4 protein-coding genes and 1 pseudogene are annotated in these 4280 nt (G+C 72.3%); 1 reads left to right on the forward strand and 4 read right to left on the reverse strand.

What is annotated here, in order from left to right; translation table 11 throughout:
• Positions 1-36: 36 nt before the first annotated feature.
• A complete protein-coding gene (locus ACWCQ6_RS36010) occupies positions 37-1515 on the reverse strand; it encodes an MXAN_6230/SCO0854 family RING domain-containing protein (RefSeq protein WP_451096556.1) in 1479 nt (492 codons plus the stop codon).
• Between the two features lie 187 nt (positions 1516-1702).
• On the opposite strand from ACWCQ6_RS36010, the pseudogene ACWCQ6_RS36015 reads away from it, so the two are divergent.
• Positions 1703-2008, forward strand: a pseudogene (locus ACWCQ6_RS36015) (ATP/GTP-binding protein); the annotation flags it as partial.
• A gap of 32 nt (positions 2009-2040) precedes the next feature.
• On the opposite strand, the gene ACWCQ6_RS36020 reads toward ACWCQ6_RS36015, so the two are convergent.
• Genes ACWCQ6_RS36020 through rfaE2 form a run of 3 tightly spaced genes read right to left on the reverse strand, consistent with a single transcriptional unit; the run spans position 2041 to position 4167 of the window.
• The gene (locus ACWCQ6_RS36020; protein WP_451096558.1) at positions 2041-2640 is read right to left on the reverse strand and encodes a D-glycero-alpha-D-manno-heptose-1,7-bisphosphate 7-phosphatase; all 600 of its coding nucleotides are present in this window, start codon (positions 2638-2640) and stop codon (positions 2041-2043) included.
• A complete protein-coding gene (locus ACWCQ6_RS36025; protein ID WP_451096560.1) occupies positions 2621-3601 on the reverse strand; it encodes an NAD-dependent epimerase/dehydratase family protein in 981 nt (326 codons plus the stop codon). Before ACWCQ6_RS36025 ends, ACWCQ6_RS36020 begins: the two co-directional genes overlap by 20 nt.
• Positions 3598-4167 (reverse strand): D-glycero-beta-D-manno-heptose 1-phosphate adenylyltransferase, encoded by a 570-nt coding sequence (gene rfaE2, locus ACWCQ6_RS36030; RefSeq protein ID WP_451096562.1) that lies wholly within the window; start codon positions 4165-4167, stop codon positions 3598-3600. The genes ACWCQ6_RS36025 and rfaE2 overlap by 4 nt, the downstream gene beginning before the upstream one ends.
• Between the last annotated feature and the right edge of the window lie 113 nt (positions 4168-4280).

Genomic DNA, 4280 nt, shown 5'->3' on the forward strand with positions numbered 1-4280 from the left:
GGGCGCGCGAGGCGGTCCGCTCGGCGAACGGCGCGATCACGCCGTCCAGGCCCGCGCGTCGACGACCGCGATGTCCACCGGGGTGAGCAAGCCCGCGCGGCGCAGGATCTCGCCATTCAGGATCGACACGGCACGGTCGACAACGGCGCCCGCGAGCGGGGCGCGCTCGTCCGCGATGATGTGCGCCTTCGCATTGTCGCCCTTGGGGAAGAAGACCCGCTCGGCGCCCTTCCGGGTCCGGGTGCGGATCTCACCGAGCGCCGAGAGGACGACGGCCGGGGCCACGTGGGGCACCGCCCGCTCCAGGGCGTCGAGGACGATGTGCGCCTGGTCGCTCCCCGCGAGACGCAGCACGTGGTCCAGCCGGCGCAGGAACTCGCCGGGGCGCTGCGTCAACAGGGGCAGCACGCGCTTCACGTCGGCCTTGGCGAGGGCCGTCTCGACCTGGGTGGACCAGAGCGCGAGCGCGACCTTCGGCCGGTTGGTGTTGGCGACCGGCACGGTGCGGGCCGTGGCGCGCAGCGCGCGGGATAGGGCGTCGTCGGTGAGCGTGGTCTCGCGCAGCGCGGCGAAGGTGAGGGCCGCGTTCGGGTAGCGGGTGGCGTACTCGAAGGGGTGCAGCCGCTCGGCCAGGTGCTTCCACGCCTGCGCGCGGCGGTCGATGTCCTCCGCGACCAGGGTCACGTCGAGGCGGTCGAGGGCCTGCAGCAGCGCGCGGCGCAGTGGGCGCGAGATGGCGGTGAAGCGGGTCGGGGTGACGAGTCCTGCGTCGCCGCCGGAGCGGACGGTCTCCAGGCGCAGCACGTCGGTGGCCGTGCTGATGCGGGAGATCACGGCCGGGAGCACGCCCTGGCACTGGTCCGGATCGTCGAGGAGCCAGGCCAGGACGCGGGCCTTGGTCTCGCGGCCGGGGATCGACTCCGGAAGCCACGACACGTCCGTGCGGTCGCCCGTCTCGTCGAGGAGGGTCGTCAGGTCGTCGGTGTCCTGCGGGCTGAGCGCGCCGGTGCGGGCCATCAGGCCGGCCAGTTCGGCAGCGGCGTGGGCCGTGCGATCCGTGAGGCTGCCGCCGTAGTTGAGAACACGGAGCCGCTCGGGGAGCGCGCGCCGGGCGCCTGCGGAGGGCCTGTGGTGCTGCGGGCCCAGGAACGGGTCGTCGGTGTCGATGCGGCGGTGGCAGATCGGGCAGGCCGAGAAATCGGCGCCGTCGAAGCAGGCCGTGCAGACCAGGTGAGCACACGGCGCGACTGCGTGCACGGTGCCGTTCGAGCCGCACAGGATGCACGGCTGCTCGGGGGCCTGGAGAAGGAGGGACAGCACTCGGTCGACGTAGAAGGCGAGGGTGTCTGCGGGCGTGCTGGCCGGGAAGCTGCGGAACAGGGGCGTGTGGTCGCGGTCCGCGCCGAGAGCGGCGTCGATGTCGGCCAGCAGGGCGCGGCCGGCGGTGACGAGCTGGGCCTCGGTGTTGCGGGCGAGGGCCTGGCGCAGTTCGTTCGACAGTCGTCTTGCCGGCACCCGTGACGAACACTCCGGCAGCGGGCCCGGGCCGGGTGCTGCGGGTACTGTCCCCGAATCGGGCGGCGTTTCCTGACCAGCGACCGCGTGGCAGGGCTGGCAGCACTTCGCCAGCACGCCACCACCCTCGCCTCCCGAGCCCGGAGCCCCGCCGCGCAGCACGGAAGAACACCTGGCCTGTCTCTCCGTGTTCGTCACCCGCCGCACCCCGGTCATCGGCACCCTCACCACCGGCGTCCGTGCCCTGATGGTCCTCGGCCGCCACCAGACGACGACCGCCCGCCCTTCTGTCATCGTCACTGGTCCGGCGGCGGCCGGGAAAACCACCGCGCTCCTCCGCGTCGGACGCACCTGCCACCTCGCCCACACCCACCGCAACGCGGCACCACCCGGATCAGCACATGCCCCGGTACCCATCGCGTACGTCCTCGTCCCGCCCGGCGCCACCGCGAAAACCCTCGCCACCGACTTCGCCCGCTGCCTCGGCATCCCGCAGCCGTACTGAGGTCGGCTCGGCACCATGTGTCAGCGGAGCAAGAGCTCGCCGAGTGCGTCTGACGTCGTCAAGCGACGCAGGTCGGGGGGAGGATGCCACAGCGGCTGGCCGCCGACGAGCGCCGTGCGAGTGCCAGCTCGGCGTCCGGCGGCGATGTCGCAGGCGGAGTCGCCGACCATCCACGATCGTGTGAGGTCCAGGTCGAGGTCTCGGGCTGCCTGGAGAAGCATGCCGGGGGCGGGTTTCCGGCAGGGGCAGACAACACGGTACAGCGGCATCGTGCCGTCCGGATGGTGGGGGCAGGCGTAGACGCCGTCGAGGTGCACGCCGTGCTGGGCAAGCAGGGCACGGAGCCGTTCGTGCATGACTTCCAGGACGCTGTGGTCGAACCGGCCTCGGGCCACGCCGCTCTGGTTGGTGACCAGTACCAGGGCGAAGCCCTCGTTCTGGAGGGCGCGCAAGGGTGCGCCGATGCCCGGTTGGAGGACTAGCTCGTTGGGGTGGGAGGGGTAGTGGCGGGGCTCAGTGAGGGTGCCGTCACGGTCGAGGAGAACCGCCCTCCGTCGGGGTGGAGACGGGGCGTGGTCCTGCGGCGCGCGGAGCGCCGGCTCACCCTGTCGTGCGGTCACGGAAGGCCTCGAACAGTTCGGCGGCGCGGTCTTCGATGGACACGGCGGAGGCGGCTGGCCGGTCGGGGAGGGCCTTGTCGAGCATGGTCATGTCCGCGCAGGTGAAGTACTGGTAGGCGTCGGTGACCGGGTTTGGCACGAGTTCGACGTGCAGGATCTGTCCGGTGGCCTGGCGGTGGAGGCGGGCGCACCGCTGGACGATGTCGGCGAAGGAGATGGCGCAGCCGGCGCCGGGATTGTAGACACCGGCCGGTACTGGCCGGAGCGCGGTGGCGAGCTGGACGATGGTGGTGGCGACGGTTCTGACGGGGATGTAGTCGCGGGCGGCGGTGAGGGAGTCGTCGAAGACGCGGACGGTCCCTGTGTGCGCGGCTTGGCGCAGGAGCTGGGACAGGATCGAGGCCATCGGGCCTTTGTCCGTCTCGTCGGCGCCGAAAACGTTGGTGTGGCGCAGCCCGGTCCAGGCAAGGCCGGTGGTGTGGCGGGCGCGCATCTGCTGGTCGAGGGCGAGCTTGGAGGCCGCGTACGGGTTGAGAGGGCCGGAGCAGCGGCTCGGGTCTGTGTCGGCGGTCTCGGTGATCGGCGTGCGGTGGTGGAGGGTGCCGTAGACGGAGTGCGACGAAGCGTAGATCAGGCGGGTTCCGCCCGTGCGGCAGGCGTCGGCCAGGCGCAGCGGGCCGAGGGTGTTGGTCTCGGTCAGCTTCGATCCGGCTGGGGCGCGGGTGTCGCTGATGTCGGCCTGGTGGACGACCGTGGCGTACTGGCCGGCAGCGATTTCGGCAAGGAGCTCGGGGTCGGTGAAGTTGCCGCGGCGCCACCGGGCCTTGTGTACGAGGGGGGCCGGAGCGGGGCGCAGGTCGACGGCGGTGACCTGGTGGCCGGTGCGGTGGAAGGCGGTGACGGTGTGTCGGCCGATGAACCCGGCCGCGCCGGTGACCAGGGCTCTGCCTTCGGATTTCATCGGGTGCCTGCCTGCTGGGTGAGTTGGTTGATCCGGGTGGTGGTGGAGTGGCCGTCCAGGTAGGGCACGATGACCACCTTGCCGCCCCAGCTCTCCACGAGGTCGGCCTCCGGGATGCGCCGGCCCGCGTAGTCGCCGCCCTTGACCCAGATATCGGGGCGGAGCGCGGTGAGGAGGCGGTGGGGGGTGTCCTCGTCGAAGACCAGGACACCGTCGACGCAGTCCAGCGCCGTCAGCAGCGCGGCGCGCTCCGTCTCGCCGACGACCGGCCGGTCCTCGCCCTTGAGTCGGCGCACGGAGGCGTCTGAGTTGATGCAGACGATCAGGGCGTCACCCAGACGGCGGGCCTGGTCCAGGACGGAGAGGTGCCCGGTGTGCAGGAGGTCGAAGCAGCCCCCCGCGGCGATGACCGTCCCGCCGCGGGCGCGGATGCGGGCGGCTAGTTCCAGCAGATCGGTCCCGCCCCGGGCGGGCGGAGCGGGCGGAGCGGTCAGGGAGGCGGGGCCGCCTGCCTCGACATAGTCGGTAGCGGCGTCGACGGCCGCAGCGATGGCGTGGGAGGGCAAGCGTCCTTCGCCGAGCCTCATCGGACACGCTCTCCGCATCGGTGGCAGGCATCGCCACCATGCGGAGCGGTGCCTGGCCGCGGACCCGGACCACGCACGCGGACGGGCCGGTC

The sequence above is a fragment of the Streptomyces sp. NPDC001880 genome (assembly GCF_053594575.1).

What these genes read in the sequence shown, in the direction of transcription:
- ACWCQ6_RS36025 (WP_451096560.1), bottom strand. Translation starts at nt 3,601, where the DNA reads ATGAAATCCGAAGGCAGAGCCCTGGTCACCGGCGCGGCCGGGTTCATC.